This window comes from Maribacter sp. MS6, assembly GCF_056839185.1.
Genome location: NZ_CM166389.1, coordinates 498059 through 515528 on the forward strand (window position 1 = coordinate 498059; position 17470 = coordinate 515528).

A 17470-nucleotide genomic window follows, 5' to 3' on the forward strand; every position below is an offset into this window, starting at 1 on the left:
AGCTTTAAGTAGTTATCCGAAAATGCCTCTACATTACACGAAAATCCCTGAGGCCCCCAAGGGTAGGATTTGCCGATGCCGTAGTATAATAAATGAAAAAATAGTTGTTCCCAGCTGTTCCGAAATCAGGATGAATAGCTAGTCCCAAAAATCCACCGTCCCAAACTTGCCCTTCATTACGATCGCCAACTTCTGCCGATAGGTCTATAATTTGGGTACTCGTAGTTGTATTATTGTCATCCTCCATCCAATATACCATACCATTGAGCTGACCTACAACTATCTTAGTCTGATTGGGTACAGGAGTGAATATAATTGGTGAATCGAATGTTAGATTTGGAAAAGCCACCTCATAGGTTGGACTTGCTGTACCTAAATCTGAGAATGTTGTATCCACAAAAGGGTCAAATGGTTCAGGTGTCGTGAGACCTGGCCCCATAAACATAGGTCCAAAACTCATAAAAGCAGCTACAGCACCAACCATGGTTGTCATTAGTAATGCATTCTTAAAACTGGGTAATTTTGAGGAGTAATTTTTCTTCATCATAGCATTGTTAAAAAAAAACAGTGTTCTTTATTGAACATACAAAACAAATATATTTGGTTGTGCCAAGCGATTAATCTCGTTAAATAACCTATATATACGTTTAATTTCAATGGTACAAATTTACTGCAACCACAACGTTAACAGAAACTGGGAAACCGAAAAATTAATGACTTATTAACAATATTATCAAGAAAATGACGTTGGTTTTGAAAGAACTGCGTATGGGCGGATTATACCCTTGATTCTTAGGTCTGTAAATAGGTTTCGTTCTTATAACCAAAAGAGCATTTGGTATGAACAAAACCAGAAGACCTTTATTAATTTTCAATGTAGACTAGGCACTTGTTTATGCAAATTAGCAGATGAACGATAAATCTGTTTAGTTGGTCATAAAAAGAATCGAAAACACGGGGAGTCAACCTTTATTTTATCATTTTTGCAATTTAATAATCAAACTTTCAACTCCATGTCAACAAAAATAGCATTTATCGGTGCGGGAATAGCCACAAGCTATACCTTAATTCCCTTCTTGGAAGAATTGGGTAATGACGTTTCAAAAGGAAAAATTACCCTCTATATTATCGATAAAAGCAATGATTTCTTCAAAGGGATGCCGTACGGCGAACGCTCTGGAAAATCAGTTTTGCTAATTCAGGATTTGAAAAATTTTATTTCGGAACCTCACCGCACCCATTATAAGGCTTGGTTGAATAAAAATATTGACAAACTAACAGCAGAATTTATGGCCAACGGTGGCCAATATGCCACAAAATGGGTAGCCGAAAATAATCCATTGTACAAAAATGGCGACTGGGACGATTTATATGTGCCAAGGTTCTTTTTTGGTAGGTACATACATCAAGAAGTTGTAAAAAGAATAGATAAGTTAGTAGCAGAGGAAAGACTAGTCGTTGAATACCTTCAAAAAGAAACGAAGGCTATAACGAAAGAAAATGGTTTGTTTAGCCTAAAATTTAATGACAGTAGTAAGCTTTTGGTTGAAAAGGCAGTGCTTTCCATAGGTTCGCTTCCCTATAAGGAACTATATAACAAAAAGGTCAAAGAAAATTTGAACACGCTATATATAGATTCGCCTTACGGCGCAGGGATGGAAGAAAATATGGCAAAAATTGCCCGTTTCATTAAAGAACGGGAAAAGAAGAATCTTCATACCAAAATTGCGGTTTTGGGAGCAAATGCTAGTGGATTGGAAATGCTATATAAGATTTGCGACAAACTACCCATGGATGAATACCACACATCCTTTAAAACACTTTCTTCCCATGGGGTTATGCCCGATGGTACTTTTGACCCCATAAAAGCTAAAACTTTTAAGGCTACCCATTTGGAAACCCTTGCAACATCGGAATTCCTTACCGCAGAGTTAATTGCCCAGGCTGCCCATAAAGATATAGACAACGCGGAAAAACAGCAGTTAGGTGCCGCTACTACCGTGGGCATAATCTCCCAAGGTTTTGGAAGTTTATTACCAAAATTGAGTAAAGAGGAGCTTCTTGATTTTGCTTGCTTTCATGGTAACCAAATAGGAAGAAGGCAACGTTGTGCTGGCAACCATTACCTGTCCGTAGTAGATGATTTAACTAAAAAAGAGCGATTTACACATCTGAAGGGCAGATTTGTTAGCATTGACGAAAACGCCGATGACCTAGTTCTTAACTACAAACCTACCGAAGCTACATCCGAGTCCGAGCAAAATTCGGAAACTTTTAATTTGATCATAAACTGTTTGGGAAGTGTTAATCTAGCATCTGAAGGTTTAACCCCGTTTTTAAGTAATCTAATCAATGATGGCCTGTGCACTCCCAATGCTTCCAACATTGGATTTCAAGTAGATGAGCGCATGCAAGCATCTGAAAATCTATTTGTTGCAGGACCTCTCTTAGCAGGTAACCAAATCGAAGATCGAATTTTTTGGCATTTAGAACACTGTGTACGCATCATCTGGTCTAGTGCTGTACTTTCCAAAAATTTGATTGCCAGTTTGAGCTAACACCTATCGCCGAGATTTATTAAATCTCATTTTCCAGAATAGCATATCCCTAAAAGAAAGCCTTTGCGCGATTGGACGTTCAGCTTAAGATGGTATATACTTTTGAATCGCTTATGTATACTGCACATTTTGGCGTTCATAAATCTATTCCTAAAAATCTAATAGCTTAGTTTACAGGATGGTAGTAAGAAAATTATCTTTTAGTCTTTCTTGAAACAGGTTATACGCTATCATTAAATTATTTTGGTTGCCATTTTTAAATCCTTCGGTTTAGGGATAGTCCAAAACTAGGATGGACTGCGTATATTTGTCATCCTTAAATTACCTACATGCGTTTAGTCCCCTTAATGCTGGAAGAAGCTCTTGTTTGCTTCATATTTTTGTGCGTATTTGCTACTTCTCACGGCCAAGTTTCCTATGAAGAAGCGTTTCCCAATATCAGTTTTAATGTTCCTGTAGAAATACAGAACGCCGGCGATGGATCTAATAGACTTTTCGTAGTGGAGCAACAGGGAACGATCAAAGTATTTCCAAATAACAGCCAAACAACAAGTAGTCAGGTCAGTACTTTTTTGGATATTTCATCTAAAGTAGCGTATAGTTCCGGACAAGAAATCGGCTTATTAGGTTTAGCGTTCCATCCAGAATTCGAAAGCAATGGTTATATTTTTGTTTACTATATAGACAGCCCAAGCAATTACAGGATCAATATTGTTCGGTACCAAGTGAGCAGCTCCAGCCCTAATCTTGTTGACCCCAATAGCGAAACTATTATCGCCCAATTCACTAAAAATCATTCGGAATCAAATCATAACGGGGGTAAAATTGCATTTGGTCCTGATGGTTACTTATACATTTCAGTTGGCGACGGTGGCGGTGGTGGTGATCCCCAAGGTAATGCCCAAAATTTAAATACGGTATTCGGAAGTATCCTTAGGATAGATATTGATTTAAATGGTGATAATCCTTTGGAAAGCAACCCCACGCTACCAAATGGCAATTATGAAATACCTTTGGATAATCCAAGGATTAACCAAAATGGCCTTGACGAAATCTATGCTTGGGGAGTTCGAAATACCTGGAAATTCAGCTTTGATGCACGTGGAAATTTATGGGGTGCAGATGTTGGACAAAATATGCATGAAGAAATAAACATCATTATCAATGGAGGCAATTACGGATGGAACAAATTTGAAGCAAATTCCGACTACAATTCAAGTATAGTTTTGACAACCACACCAGATATCAAACCCGTTTATTCATACAATCATAATCAAGGGGATAAATCGATAACAGGAGGCTATGTATATCAGGGTAGTTTAAGTTCTGATGTGATTATTGGAAACTATATTTATGGGGACTTTACAACCGGAAGAGTTTGGGCATTGTCCTACGATCAGTCGAATGGTTCCGCCACATCAACTTTGCTATTTAGGGCAAGCGGACAGTCGATATCATCCTTCGGTGAAGACGAATCTGGAGAATTATACTTTTCGGGCTATGGAAACGATGCTAAACTTTTTAAGCTAACGGAAACCGTAACCGGACCTGTAACCAATCCAATAAATGGTATTGGAGCATGGAAAGGAATTTCAGGCGGAACTAACGGAACTGTAGAAACCATCGTCAGGGGAACAGATAACATGACGTACGTAGGAGGAAAATTTACCAATGCAAGTGGAGTTAGCGTATCGAACTTGGCGGTAATTACCCCAGAAGGACAATGGCAAAACTTAGGAGGTGGAAGCAACGGGAGCGTAAACTCAATTGCAATCGCTCCAAACGGTTACATCTTCGTAGGTGGTGAATTTACACAAATTGGAGATATAGTAGCAAACAACGTAGCATTTTGGAATGGCTCGGTTTGGACTGCCCTTGGCAATGGAACAGATGGACCTATTTTTGACTTGAAATTTAACCAAGAAGGAAGTCTTTTTGCGGGTGGCGTTTTTACCAAAGCAGCTGATATTGCGGTAAATAATATCGCAAAATGGCAAGATGGTAATTGGATAAGCTTAAAAGATGCCACTACCAATATAGCTGGGACCAACAATGAAGTCAGAAGCATTGCATTCGATGAAAAAAACAATCTATACGTTGGGGGAAATTTTGATACTGCAGGAGGTATTTCTGCGGCCAGAATTGCGAAATGGGACAACCTGAGGTGGTCTGCACTAGGTGAAGGAACGAGTGGTTTTGTTCAAGCTATTACTATAGTTGATAATTATTTATATGCAGGTGGAAACTTTAACCTTACGGAAACTATTACGGCAAATAGAATTGCTAGATGGAATTTTACGAATTCAAGATGGGAAAATCTGGGCTATGGACTTAGTGGTAGTGTAAACACGATTACCTCATATGAAAATTACATTTTTGTTGGAGGTGATTTTGAAACGGCGAGCGACACTGAAAATAGCAGTAAAACAGTGAACAATGTAGCACGATGGAGCGATGACAAAGGATGGGAAGCCTTGGGGCAAGGTACACAAGTGGGTATAAATTCAAGTGTATTAGCCTTAGCATTTGCAAATGATTTAGAGGAGTTATATGTTGGTGGCAACTTTAATACTTCTGGTAGTATACAAAATAATAATATCGCCATTTGGGGAGAAAGCTTTTGCAACGAGAATAGTATCACCCCAAGATACCAATTAAACGGTATTTGGGATAGTGGAACTGACATACTAACCCTAACAGAAGGAGCTACCCTCATTCTTGGCATACTACCTAACACCACAGATTTTACGATTACACTGCCTGATGGAGAAGTAGTAAATAATAATTATGATTTAGGTAGTGTAACATCAGAAAAATCTGGCATATATACCTTTACAACATCAATAGGCTGCATGGCTACACTAGAGCTTATAGTTAGTACTTCATCCAATATGGACACGGACAATGACGGCGTAATAGACTCTGATGATTTATGTCCAAATACGCTAGCCAATGCAATTGTAAACGGTAACGGGTGTGAACAAAATGGTTTTCCAGTAGACCAGTTTTCTATAATTACCACTGCCAATCCCTGCGCTAATAGTTCCAATGGGCAAATATCTATTGATACTTCTGTAAGTGGTTCCTATAGCGCTAAGTTGTTTAAAGACTCACGAACCATTAGCACCTATGAATTTACTGCCAATTTAATTATTGAGAATTTAGATAGTGGTAATTATGACATCTGTATCTCCGCTATAAACGCTAATTTGCAAGGTTGTTATTCACGTACGGTTGACAATGCATTTGTAGGGCTTGAAGTACTTTCTTCCCTAAATGAAATCAGTTCTGAAACGAGCCTCACATTAAACTTAAATGGTGCCTCCAAATATTATATAAGTCTTAATGGAACACGAATAGAAACTGAGTTAAACGTGATTACCTTAGCATTAAACAAAGAGGTTAATACCCTAACAGTTAATTCTGATAATATTTGTCAAGGTGAATATAAAGAAAACATTGTTCTTAAAGATACGTTTCTAGTATACCCTAATCCTATAAAGGAGTTTGTTACTGTAGATATGAGCTATTTATCAGATGACCAAATAGAAATATCCTTATACTCGGCATCAGGTAAACTACTGCACCATGATTTGTATACAACAATAAATCAGACGGCTACTATAGACACAGCGCATTTAGCACCAGGATATTTCTTTTTACGCATAAAAGGGAATAATATAGATAAGGGGTTTAAACTCTATAAATAATATAGATAAGTAGCTTTTAAGTTAATTCAATACGACCTTGATTACTTAAGCTAAGGATAATGGATAATTGTACTCAAGCAGGTTATAGCTTTAATAATTTTGTATTAACCAACTTCTCATTTATCGCTAGAAAAAATAAGCTCTAGATAGCAAAAAAGCATCTAACGCTATTACCGTTAGATGCTTTTTGTATTTAAAATATATAAGTCTAAATTATTTTAAAGATAAAAGGTATACTATAATTCTAAAACAAGAAACTCCGATCTCCTATTTACCCTATGTTTTTCTTCTGGGCAGTATACACCATCACTACATTCATTTAGTAGCTGTGTCTCCCCAAAGGACTCAGTAGTTAATTTTGAAGTGTTAATTCCTTTAGAAATCAAGTAATCCTTGGTACTCTGAACTCTTTTTTCAGAAAGCCAATCGTTATATTTTGATGCTCCCCTCGAATCTGTATGCGAAGTTATCTTTAATTCCAAAGTAGGTATCTCCATTAGTATTACTGCTAAAGAGCTTAAAACTTCCTTAGACTCCCGTGTAAGAGCGGAAGAGTTCAAGTCAAAATACATATAACCTAACTCAGCGATACGTTTTTCAATCGCATCTTTTCGATCTCTTTCTGCTTTCAACCTAGCTTCTTCAGCTGCCGCTAAGTCGGCAGCTTCTTTTTCTTTTTGTAAACGTTCTGCCAATAATCGCGCCTCTTTTTCCTTATTTACAGCTGCGATAGAATCCATTTGTCTTTGCTTTTCTGCCTCAATAGCAGCAAGCAATTCCAATTTCTCTTCACCTCTCTTGGAAAGTCCTTTTTCAATCCCGAACTGATAAACCACCCCAGCAGCATGCTGTATATGGTTTGTTACACCGTTCTCACTACCTATAGACCACTTTCCAGTAGAATTAAAATCCAATCCCCATCTATCCGAGAACCAGGTTCTAAATCCGACCACTGCGTTATACGTTCCTCTACCAAGTCTATTGGCATCGGTATACCCTAAACCAACACCTACATAAGGGTCAAACCATGCCGTCTGACCAACTATTTTATTTAAATCGTAGGTAAGCCTTGCATCAAAACCAAAGTAATCAATATCCTCTGGGCTAGGAATACCATCTATAATATTACCTTCCATATACTGATTGTAAGTACCTATGGCTTCTATACCCAAACCACTTTTGAAGTACCTTCCTATACTAAGCCTAGAGGGAAATGGTACCATGTTCCATTCATCGGAAACATTAAATAACCCACTAAACACATTACCGGAATCATCTACCGCATTTAAGCCAACCCCAAAAATCCAGGAGCTTACAACAATACTGTCCTTGGCGGTAATTTGTAAATCGGCTTCGTTAGTTTGGGCACTTATCGTTGAACCCAAAAGCATAGAAGCAAGCAAAAAAGAAAGAAATGGAGCTTTCATAATATCTTATTTTATTTCAGTAAGCTAAATTAATTCAATTGAATACTACCGTCAAAAATCACCTACATAATGTAGGATTATTCGTTAGATAGTTGAACACACCAATTTATCGGTCGTAGTACCTATTCAACAATTACTTTTTTATCACTTAAAGGAAGCTTATAAACTAAAAAGGGACTGGTAATAGCTGAGTTTTTAACATTTTTATTTGGACGGAGTTTACTAAAAATATAAACCTCTGAAGTTTCTTTTTCCAAATCCAAACCTAAACTGGCCGCTGTTGTTTCTCCTTCACACCAGACCAGTAGCATATCCTTTTGAAAATCAATTTTCGGGATAGGCAGTCCCGGTTTTCTTGTCCTATTTATCTTTGCGAAGAATTGTTGTAAGGATTTCTGATTCTTAATTAAAAGGACTTCTTCCACTTCTGTGCCACTATAATCATCTTTAAGAATGAGCGTTATAGCCGAATCGTTAATTCCTTCTCTTGGCATCGTGTTTTGGCTTTTGCAGGAACATACTAACAGTAAGGGCAACCACAAGGATGTCAAGAGAAACCTAGGCATTTAAAAGTCTCCGTTTATAAGCCCTTTCATAAACCTCCTCGTACAAAGGCAATACACTTAGGATATCAAATTTTTTGGATTCTCGTACAGCATTTAACTTAAACTGTTCCAACGTTTTATCGTCCTTAAGAATATTAATCGCATTCTTGGCCATATCGTCGATATCACCGATCTTGCTTAAAAAACCGGTAACCCCATGCATATTAACTTCTGGAATACCACCGGCATCACTCGAAATCACGGCCACCTTGTTCACCATCGCTTCGAGCGCTGCCAGACCAAAGCTTTCGGATTCGGATGGCAATAAGAACAAGTCAGAAAAACAAAGTATTTTATCTATTTCATTACTATTTCCCAAGAATATAACGCGGTCAGTGATACCTAACGTGTCACATAATCGTTCCGCACCTTCCTTTTCTGGCCCCTCTCCCACCATAATCAATTTGGCAGGAATTTCTTTTTGAATTTTGTGGAATATCCTTATGACATCCGGAATACGCTTTACCTTCCTAAAATTACTGATATGGGTAACAATCCGTTCATCTTCAGTAGCCATATTGGAACGCTGGCAGTCTGTAAAGGTATTTTTGTATTTATTAGTATCAATAAAATTTGGAATTACCTCTATCTCGCCTGTAATGTCAAAAATATCTAAAGTACGCTGTTTAAGGTTTTCGGAAACAGAAGTAACCACATCCGATTGGTTAATACTAAATGTTACTGCGGGTTTATAGAAGGGATGCTTCCCTACCAAAGTAATATCCGTACCATGCAGGGTGGTTATCATTGGTACAAAGATTCCCTCCTCCTCCAACATTTTTTTTGCCATATACCCTGCATAGGCATGCGGTATGGCATAATGTACATGGAGTAAATCTATTTTATGCAATTTAATAGTGTCTACCAATTTGCTGGAAAGTGCAAGTTCGTAAGGCTGATAATGAAATAGTGGGTATTCGGGCACATGCACCTCGTGAAAAAATATATTATTGTTCAATAACTCTAACCGTACAGGTTGCCTATACGTTACGAAATGAACTTCATGGCCTCTATTGGCCAACGCAATTCCAAGCTCTGTGGCCACAACACCACTACCTCCAAAGGTCGGATAACATACTATCGCTATTCTCATCAATACAAAATTACATTTTAATTTAGAATTGAATCATAAATAGCCTGTTGAATCCTTGTTCTTAACCCTGATTTAACTAATAGTCTATTTGAGGCTGATGGGTAAGTTCTATTTGACAAAAACACATAAACAATTTCTTCTTCGGGGTCTGCCCAAGTATAGGTGCCTGTGAAGCCACTATGACCGAAACTCTTTCTAGAAACGCAACCACAAGTAGGACCACTATTTTCCAACTGAGGCTTATCAAAACCTACACCTCGTCTCACATTTTTATCACAGAAATAACACCTATTAAATTTTTCTACCGTCCTATAATTAAAAAACTCAGTGCCGCCATAGTAACCATTCTGCAAATACATTTGCATTATTTTTGCAATATCGTTGGCATTGCTAAAAAGCCCGGCATGACCTCCCACGCCGCCTTGCATGGCAGCTCCCATGTCGTGTACATAACCTTGAACGGTTTGGTACCTATAATAGGTATCTTCCTCGGATGGCACAATCTGATTTTTTGTAAAACGATCTAATGGATTAAAACCTGTATAGTTGGCTCCTATCCTTGCATATAAAAAATCATTAGAGAGTATATCCAATCGATTGGAATAGATATCTTCCACATATTTTTTCATAACATAATAAGGCACATCACTATAGCGGTAGCGGTTAGATTTTAAATCTTGGCGTCCAATACGGTCATAAATAGAATCCTTATAGGAATCTATAATATATAAATTATCGGAAACCTTATTTGAAAAACCTACTGTAGGAACTGTTCTATATAATAATTTTGAAGGTTTCTTATTTTCATCCAGCGTATTGATATAAAATGGAATCCAAGCTGGTAACCTACCGTAATGGGATAAGGCTTTTAATACTGTCACATTCTTTATTTCCGTATCCGTAAACCTAGGCTCCAGCTGCTCAAAAGTGTCGCTCAGGGCTATCTTTCCTTCTTCTTCCATTTTCATTACCATGGGCAAGGTCGCCAATATCTTGGTTAAGGACGCTAGGTCATAAATGGCTTCATTCGTAATAGTCTCTTTTGATTCGTACGTAGGTTTCCCAAAACTTTTGCTGTAGACTACCTTTCCTTTTCTTGAAATTAGTACTTGTGCACCGGGAAACATAAGACTATCCAAACCATTTTGCACCAATCTATCCACTTCTGCCAGTTTAGTGGAACTCATACCAACACCTTCAGGATGAGTATATCCCAACCTTTTCATCGGTTTTAATTGTATGCCTGTACCAATAGGAAACTCCGAATTAGTGCTCACGGGTATTGTTCCTGAAGACCCAACCGCCCCAAAAAGTATTTCCGCGGTTTTTCGTTGGGCAATCGCACTATTTTGATATGACATCACTACGGCATCAATATTTTGGAATGTGGAGATATCAGAAAGTGCGTAAGGTTTAGCAAATACACAAAGTACGAGATTAGAAGACCTTAGATTGGAAATTTCCTGAAGCCATGCAAGCTCGGTTTTTGAAAAACTGTAGGCCTTCCAAGGGCTTTCATTACTTTTATGATGGCCTATAATTATCAAGTTGTAATCAGATAACTTTTTCTTGAGGTCAGCTATATCACTACCATTTATCTGCGTTACACTTGTATATTTTTTAAGGGTTTGAACGAAATCATTATTTGGCGCATCTCCAAACTTCACATAGGCGATTTTTTTATTCTGTAAATTTTTAATTCCAAGAATATCAAACTTGTTTTTTAAAACGGTAATCGCTTTCTCGATCGCTTCTTCATAAATTAGGTCATCTTCTATCGAATTTAAGTCCTCATATAGGTTCTCTAGCTTAATTGGGGTGTACTTGTGTAGCCCAACCTTATATTTGGCCATGAGTATCTTCTTTACCGAAGTTGCTAATCGTTGTTCTGAAATTCTGCCTTTTTGATATGCCTTGATGAGTTTTTCCTTAGCGTTTTCAACATTTTCTGGCATCAACAAGATATCGTTTCCGGCAATAAAAGCAGCCAGTTCCACTTCGCCATCAACGCCATATTTAGTAGCACCTTTCATATTTAGGGCATCTGTGAACACTAAGCCTTCAAAACCCATTTTATCTTTTAATATACCAGATATAATCTGTTCGGATAATGAAGAAGGCAGTCCCTCTTTGAGTTCTAACGCAGGCACCTCTAGATGTGCGACCATTACACTGCTTAATCCATTTTTTATCAATCTTCTAAACGGATATAGTTCTAAGCTATCCAAACGTTCTTTCGAGAAGTTGAGAAAGGGTAAGTCGTGATGTGAGTCGACTGCGGTATCACCGTGACCGGGAAAATGCTTTCCGCTGGAAAGAACACCTACACTTTCCATCCCCTTCATAAAGGCAATTCCCTTTTCAGCTACGTTCTCCCTATTCTCACCAAAAGAACGGTTTCCAATGATGGGGTTTTTAGGATTTGTATTAATATCGATATCCGGTGCAAAGTTAATATGCACCCCAAGTCTATTGGCATGTCTTCCTATTTGCTGACCGACCTTTTCTACTATTGAATTATCTGAAATTGCACCTAAGGTCATATTCCAGGGAAAGGCGTATGTAGAATCCAATCGCATAGAGAGTCCCCATTCTGCATCCATAGCTACGAGTAATGGTATCTTGGACGCTGATTGATATTCATTACATAACTGGGCCTGTCTGATTGGTCCACCTCTAGAAAATATTACCCCGCCGATCTGATGAGAAGCTATCAAACTTTTGATTCTATCCGTTGCCGCTTCACTTTGTCTGGATTCTATGCTTACCATGAACAACTGCCCCATCTTTTCTTCTAAGGACATAGCTTTATACTGAAGCTCTACCCATTGACTTTGTGCTAGGCTGTCCTTGGTCACCAATGGATTTTGGCCATTGACCGAAAATATAATAATTGAGAATAAAAATATAGTGAGAAACGAACGCATGAATTCTAAATGTATGGAGATAACTTAAAACGAGGAAAATTATTGCATTTCGTCGATATAACCAAGTAAAATAGGGTATTTAAAGCTGTTCTAACCCAATTATCAAGATTTAAATACCCCGGCTTGCCTTGTACCTTTTTGGTTGTATTTTCCGAAAAACATGTAGGCTTGCCTAAGCCTATTCAACTTAAACAAAACGGGCATGCCAACTTTCGGAAACGGGAACTTCCCAATGCTCTTTGTATTCCCCTTTAGTGGCTACCAGGTTGTTAAAAACAATAGTGTTTTTCGAAATTGCCTTTTGCTTTGCCATTGCCTTGAACTCCAATAGGGTCTTGTAAGCCACAAATTCCCCTTGCTTGTAAGAGACATTCATTTTATCCAAGAGTTCTACGTTATACTTCTTTTCCAGCTGTTGAATAAAATGAACGGAAGCATCAATAGAGCAACCAGTAGCGGATTGTCCACTCTGATCTAATGCAATTACCAAAAACCGCTTATAACGTATCTCAAAACCGGCCTCTAAATCATTACCATGGGCAGTCCAATGTGATATAAAATCTTTAAGCTCAGCGCTAATAGCTTCTAACTCGTCTGCGGTAAAACTTCTATTGGCCTGATAGATCCATATCCGAGACGTATCTGGTAACGTACTAAAATCTACTAACATTTTTGGGTTTGTTTAAAGTTCTTCTGCTGTGGCAATCAATTCCGCAATATCCATTACTGCAATTGAACTTTCCTTTTCTTTGTTCTTTACGCCGTCGGTCATCATGGTATTGCAGAAAGGACATCCCGCTGCTATGATTTCAGGTTTGGTTTCCAAGGCCTGTTCCGTGCGTACTATATTTACTTCCGCATTCCCTTTTTCAGCCTCCTTGAACATTTGTGCTCCACCGGCACCACAACATAATCCGCGTGACTTACAACTTTTCATTTCTATAAGTTCCGCATCCAATTTTCTTATTAGTTCCCTTGGCGCCTCGTAAACACCGTTAGCCCGTCCTAAATAACAAGGGTCATGGAAGGTTATTCTTTTTCCCTTAAAGCTTCCACCTTCCATGGTTATGCGACCATCATCCAACAAACCCTTTAAAAATTGGGTATGATGTACAACATCGTAATTTCCACCTAATCCTGGATACTCGTTCTTAATGGTATTAAAACAGTGTGGACATGCCGTTACCACCTTTTTAATTCCATAGGCATTCATTACCTCTATATTCGTAACGGCCTGCATCTGAAATAAAAACTCATTGCCCGACCTCTTTGCAGGATCTCCGGTACAACTTTCCTCGGTACCCAATACGGCAAACGACACCTGCGCCTTGTTCAATATTTTAACAAAGGCTTTAGTTATCTTCTTTGCCCGATCGTCAAAACTTCCTGCACAACCTACCCAGAACAAAACCTCGGGTTGTTGTCCGGCAGCAAATAATTCTGCCATGGTAGGTACTTTCAATTCAGTTGACATATGCTTCTTCGTGTATTTATGATTCCTTGCTCCAGTTTAAACGGTCCATTTGGTTAAAAGGCCATGGAGCTCCGTTATTCTCTATATTTCCCATCATATTATTTAAATCTGTTGGAGCTGCCGACTGCTCCATCACCAGGTACTGCCGCATATCCATGATGATGGATAACGGATCTATACTTACGGGACAGGCTTCTACACAAGCGTTACAAGAAGTACACGCCCATAATTCTTCCCTTGTAATATAGCCATCAAGTAATTGCTTACCATCTTCTTTAAAGACCCCTTTATTTGCATCTATGTTTTTGCCTACTTCCTCCAATCGGTCACGGGTATCCATCATTATTTTTCTGGGTGACAAAAGCTTACCCGTTTGATTAGCCGGACATTCGTCCGTACATCTTCCACACTCGGTGCAAGTATATGCGTTCATTAGTTGTATCCAACTTAAGTCTTGGACATCCGATGCGCCAAACTTTTCCGGAACAGCTGCATCATCTGCCGGAGCGGCAAACGGGTCTGCAGAGGGATCCATCATTAACTTGACTTCATTGGTAACCGATGCCAAATTAGGCAACTGCCCTTTTGGCGTTAACTTACCATAAAAAGTGTTGGGAAATGCCAGTAAAATATGAAGATGCTTGCTGTAGTATAGATAATTTAAGAACAATAGGATACCGACTATGTGCAACCACCATGCGGTTCTTTCTATTCCTATCAGGGTAGCCTCCGGTAACCCTTGAAACCCGGCAGCAATAAACTGACTGATTGGAAATGACCCAGCCTGAGCGTAATGTTCCGAGCCTAACTGTTGCAACTGATAATCAGCAGCGTTCATTGTTAAAAATAAGAACATTAAGACCAATTCAATATAAAGAATAAGGTTTCCGTCTTTCTTGGGCCAGCCCTCCATCTCGGGTTTTATGAATCGCTTCAGACGTATTACATTCCTGCGTATCCAAAAAATAACTACGGCTACAACGACCAAAAAGGCTAAGATTTCAAAAGAGGCTATCAATGCATTATAAACAGTACCCAGTCCCGAAAATATCCTGTGCGTGCCTAAAAGGCCGTCTATGATAATTTCAAGAACTTCGATGTTGATAATAACAAAACCAACATATACGATAATGTGCAACAAACCGGAAATAGGCCGAACTACCATTTTACTTTGGCCCAAAGCAATATTTGCCATGTTTTTCCATCGCTGAGAACTATTGTCCGTAACGTCCACATCTTTTCCTAAAAATATGTTCCGTTTTATACGCCCAACGTTTCTTACAAAAAAGCCAATTCCCAAGATTAAGATAAGGGCGAACAAAATATTTGGTATATACTGCATAAATTAGTTTTCTATGGTTGCTGCAGGATCATCTTCGGGTACAGCATACTCCTTCTGTTTTTTACCAAAAACGGATACATTTACATAACGTTTCGGATTTAATCGAAAGTCCTGTAAAAGCAAATCTAGTTCCCTTGAAGCGCTCGTTAAATTAGAATAGAGTTCTTTATCGTTCATTAACTTACCAAGTGTGCCATCTCCTTGTTCCAGTTTAGACATCACATTATTAAGGCTTGCTACGGTAGACTGAAGGCTGGCTAACGTGCTTCCTAAACCAGCGTTATTCAAAGAATCCGATAACTGAGCAAAATTGGTGGTCAATACATCAAAATTATCTAATGAACTCGCCAACTTACCTTCGTTATCTTTTAACAACTTATCCAAAGTGCTTGCACTACCGTTAAGGCTCACCATAAGATTACTTAAACCATTGATTGCTTTTCTTAAATCATTTCTAGTATTTTCATCTAAAACATCGTTAACATTGATCAATACGGAATCTGCATCCGAAACGGCCGACTCAAATTTTTTGAACAACGGTGTTAGTTTTTGCTGCGCAAGCTCGGTTAGTCCAGGTCTTGTTTCGGTGCTTAACGTATCACCGGACTGCACATTGCCGGAGTCGTCAAAAATGGGCATAATTTGCAAACCTTTGCCGCCTATAATACCCGTATCATATAGCTCTACAGTACTATTTTTAGAAAATTGAAACTCGCTGCTCACCGTAAAGGTTACGACCAAATTTCCTTGGGAATCAATAAAACGGATATCATTAACTTTTCCAACTCCGTACCCATTTATGGAGACTACGGTACCGGATTGCAATCCACCTACATTCGGATAAACAGCATATAAAGTTTTACTATTATCAAAAAGCGGAGTGGACTTTAGATAACTAAATCCCATGATAAAAAGTAGGATTCCCCCTATAACTATTATTCCTGTTTTAAGTTCCCTGGATAGTTTCAAATAAATGGATTTTAAATTAGCAACAAAATTAGAAATAATTATTACAATAACTATAGTTATTGCGGAACCTGCTTTAGTGCCTCTAAAATAGAAATTCTATTCCCGTTCCGTTACGCCACAATATATGCGCTGGAAAATCCCTTTAGAGCTGCTTTGGACTTCATCATTTCCGCTTCTCGATGCGAACGTGTTTCACCATAAAGATACCGATACATATCTTTGTAAGGTTCTTTGGAAATAAGATTTAACCCCTTAAAATAGGGAGAATCTGACGGTAAGTCCTTACCACTGGCCATAATCTGTACCTTAAACACGACATTCGATTCCGGTACAGTAGATTCAGTTTTATCGGGGTCCGAGGAAGTTACCACAACAGCAACTAGCTTTTCTTTATCAAGCATTTTCGTATCTGTTGTATTTGGCTTTTTGGTGGGTACGCTACTTGGGATTTCTTCCACCATATCCTTTTCGGTTTGGGCTATGGCATCCTTCAACTCATCTTTAGAAGAAACCGACGCTTTCTTAGGTGCTTCAATCACTGGTGTTTCAATCACTGGTTCCGCTACTACATTGGACGCAGTATTCACTTTTGTTGCATCCTTATACGCTAGGATGGCGTTTGCAATTGCGGTACCCATTTCAACCTGACCTTTATTTGAATTAAGGTAAGCACCCTCGTTCTTATTAGTTAGAAAACCTGTTTCCACCAACACACTTGGCATAAAGGTTTGATGCAGCACAATAAAGCCAGCTTGCTTTACCTTCCTATTGTTTCGCTTTAACTTATCCGAAAAATTATCTTGAATCATCTTAGCCAGAGCTATACTCTGATCCAAAAATTCTTCTTGCATAATTGTTAGGCCAATGACAGATTCTGGAGAATTAATATCATAATCGGCATACCTGGTTTCATAATTATCCTCCAAATAAATTACAGAGTTTTCCTTCTTTGCTATTTCAAAATTTTGTTCGTTCGCATGTAGTCCCAAAACAAAAGTTCCTGCTCCATGAGCATCCGAGGTATGTGAATCGCAATGTACCGAAACAAATAGGTCTGCATTTGCCTTGTTCGCTATTTCTCCCCGTACAAAAAGATCTATAAACGTGTCGTCCTTTCGGGTATAAATAACCTTAATATCCTTATGCTCGCCAAGTAGCTGTCCTACTTTTAGAACAATATTTAAGGCAATGTTCTTTTCTAGGTAACCATTACCCAAATTACCGGGGTCATGACCTCCATGACCGGCATCCAAGACAACAACAAAATGATCTGCTGATTTCGTTTGGGTATAAAATGGTGTGAAAGAAAACAGAAGCAAAGAGAACGCCAAAAAGATAATGGACAAAAGCGATTTAATTTTCATC

At 38.5% G+C, this 17470-nt stretch carries 12 protein-coding genes; 2 read left to right on the plus strand and 10 right to left on the minus strand.

What is annotated here, in order from left to right:
- Positions 1–28: 28 nt before the first annotated feature.
- Complete coding sequence (locus tag MS6x_RS02290; RefSeq protein WP_482605160.1) at positions 29–547, minus strand: hypothetical protein; 519 nt, start codon at positions 545–547, stop codon at positions 29–31.
- A 466-nt stretch (positions 548–1013) separates the two neighbouring features.
- Between MS6x_RS02290 and MS6x_RS02295 the strand changes: the two genes are divergently transcribed.
- Positions 1014–2558, plus strand: coding sequence for an FAD/NAD(P)-binding protein (locus tag MS6x_RS02295; RefSeq protein ID WP_482605161.1), 1545 nt, complete (start codon positions 1014–1016; stop codon positions 2556–2558).
- A gap of 329 nt (positions 2559–2887) precedes the next feature.
- Positions 2888–6268, plus strand: a complete 3381-nt coding sequence (locus tag MS6x_RS02300) for a PQQ-dependent sugar dehydrogenase (protein WP_482605162.1) — start codon at positions 2888–2890, stop codon at positions 6266–6268.
- Between the two features lie 236 nt (positions 6269–6504).
- Here MS6x_RS02300 and MS6x_RS02305 read toward each other — a convergent pair whose 3' ends face one another.
- From MS6x_RS02305 to MS6x_RS02345, 9 genes are all read right to left on the minus strand, one after another.
- Positions 6505–7695, minus strand: coding sequence for an OmpA family protein (locus tag MS6x_RS02305; RefSeq protein WP_482605163.1), 1191 nt, complete (start codon positions 7693–7695; stop codon positions 6505–6507).
- Between the two features lie 122 nt (positions 7696–7817).
- Positions 7818–8189 (minus strand): hypothetical protein, encoded by a 372-nt coding sequence (locus MS6x_RS02310; RefSeq protein WP_482605164.1) that lies wholly within the window; start codon positions 8187–8189, stop codon positions 7818–7820.
- Between the two features lie 64 nt (positions 8190–8253).
- On the minus strand, positions 8254–9393 hold the full coding sequence (gene bshA / locus MS6x_RS02315) for an N-acetyl-alpha-D-glucosaminyl L-malate synthase BshA (protein ID WP_482605165.1): 1140 nt from the start codon (positions 9391–9393) through the stop codon (positions 8254–8256).
- A 17-nt stretch (positions 9394–9410) separates the two neighbouring features.
- Complete coding sequence (locus tag MS6x_RS02320) at positions 9411–12320, minus strand: serine hydrolase domain-containing protein (protein WP_482605166.1); 2910 nt, start codon at positions 12318–12320, stop codon at positions 9411–9413.
- 187 nt (positions 12321–12507) lie between these two features.
- A complete protein-coding gene (locus MS6x_RS02325; protein ID WP_482605167.1) occupies positions 12508–12990 on the minus strand; it encodes an ABC transporter ATPase in 483 nt (160 codons plus the stop codon).
- Between the two features lie 12 nt (positions 12991–13002).
- Positions 13003–13794, minus strand: a complete 792-nt coding sequence (locus tag MS6x_RS02330; protein WP_482605168.1) for a (Fe-S)-binding protein — start codon at positions 13792–13794, stop codon at positions 13003–13005.
- Positions 13795–13810: 16 nt separating this feature from the next.
- Positions 13811–15136 (minus strand): 4Fe-4S dicluster domain-containing protein, encoded by a 1326-nt coding sequence (locus MS6x_RS02335; RefSeq protein ID WP_482605169.1) that lies wholly within the window; start codon positions 15134–15136, stop codon positions 13811–13813.
- Between the two features lie 3 nt (positions 15137–15139).
- The gene (locus tag MS6x_RS02340) at positions 15140–16105 is read right to left on the minus strand and encodes an MlaD family protein (protein ID WP_482605170.1); all 966 of its coding nucleotides are present in this window, start codon (positions 16103–16105) and stop codon (positions 15140–15142) included.
- Between the two features lie 110 nt (positions 16106–16215).
- On the minus strand, positions 16216–17469 hold the full coding sequence (locus tag MS6x_RS02345; RefSeq protein ID WP_482605171.1) for an N-acetylmuramoyl-L-alanine amidase family protein: 1254 nt from the start codon (positions 17467–17469) through the stop codon (positions 16216–16218).
- Position 17470: the final 1 nt, after the last annotated feature.